The sequence below is a fragment of the Vaccinium witches'-broom phytoplasma str. VAC genome (assembly GCF_000309405.1).
Classification (GTDB): Bacteria; Bacillota_I; Bacilli_A; order Acholeplasmatales; family Acholeplasmataceae; genus Phytoplasma.
Genome location: NZ_AKIN01000244.1, coordinates 1 through 1171, shown reverse-complemented (window position 1 = coordinate 1171; position 1171 = coordinate 1). Strand labels below are relative to the sequence as shown.

Here is a 1171-nt window from a genome sequence, read left to right as displayed (position 1 = left end):
ATCAATTTAGAAATAAAAAAAACTATTTATGAATTGTCTTTTTCATAAATAGTTTTTTTGTTTTATATTGGAGGATTTTTTTAATTTGAATTGATATTTAAATTATAACTCCATTAAATCATTAACATTTTTTTTGAGAAGTTATTTTAGGAAAAAAGATTATTTAATTCTTCTATTTCGTTGGCTTTTTCAATTAAAGCATTAGTGATAGAAGATAAATCTTTTTTGATTTCTTCCTTCTCTTTCGTTAATAATTTAATCTTTTTCTTGTAAAAACATAAATTATGGTCTTTTTTAATGATTTGTTGTTGATTTTCTTTAATTATCAATTCTTGCGTTTGAATAATGTTGTTTTTTTTCTTTAATGAATCTGTTAGCATTTGTATCCTATTTTCGATAAATTGTTTCTTTGTTTGACCTTCCATTTTTGTTAGACGAAAATAAACCATAATACAAAAGAAGACAAATAGCATCCAACAGAAAGAATAAATTTTTTTCATAAATTGACGTATATATTACCTTTTTTTAAAATATCATCATATAATAATAAAGTTTATAGATGATTTGTTCAATTGAAAAAAATATCCCCATATTAAGAGTATTTTTAACGATATTATATTATTTTGGAGGATTTTGAAGCAAATCTTTAATTTCTTTTAGTAAAGCTACTTTTTCTTGTTCTAATTTTTTGATATCGTCGCTTTTAAATTCTTTGACGTTAGAAGCGCTCTTAATTTTTAAATATTTTTTACCATGATACATAAAAATATAAATAACGAAAGCGGCCATAAAAAATTCAAAAACGTTTTGTAAAAATTTACCATAATTAATAGCGTTTTCCCCTCCTAAAGTTATTTTTAGTTCATTTAAGGTAAGTTTGCTGTTAAATAACCAAACAATAGGAGGCATAATGACGTCAGTAGACAAGGAACTCACCATTTTGCTAAACAACTGCCCTATCACGATGGTGATAGCTAATTTGATAATGTCCCCTTTATTGATAAAAGACTTAAAACCATCTTTAAAATCTTTTAATTGATGTAAATATTTATGTTCAGACATGATAATTCCCCTTTCTTTGTTATAAATGGATAAACAGAATCACATATTTTAATTTTATTGTATCGGCGTGTGCTAAACAAATCAAAAAGTTATATAAAAAATATATAAA

General features: G+C 23.6%; 2 protein-coding genes. Both read right to left on the bottom strand.

Annotation, left to right across the window (positions count from 1 at the left end):
* Nucleotides 1-146: 146 nt before the first annotated feature.
* Nucleotides 147-380, bottom strand: a complete 234-nt coding sequence (locus RI68_RS03270) for a hypothetical protein (protein WP_261974296.1) — start codon at nucleotides 378-380, stop codon at nucleotides 147-149.
* 238 nt (nucleotides 381-618) lie between these two features.
* Nucleotides 619-1062: a large conductance mechanosensitive channel protein MscL gene (gene mscL / locus RI68_RS03265; protein ID WP_017193800.1), complete on the bottom strand. Its 444-nt coding sequence runs from the start codon at nucleotides 1060-1062 to the stop codon at nucleotides 619-621.
* Nucleotides 1063-1171: the final 109 nt, after the last annotated feature.

Coding starts and splice junctions, on each gene's coding strand:
- RI68_RS03270 (WP_261974296.1), bottom strand. CDS start 380: ATGCTAACAGATTCATTAAAGAAAAAAAACAACATTATTCAAACGCAA.
- mscL (WP_017193800.1), bottom strand. CDS start 1,062: ATGTCTGAACATAAATATTTACATCAATTAAAAGATTTTAAAGATGGT.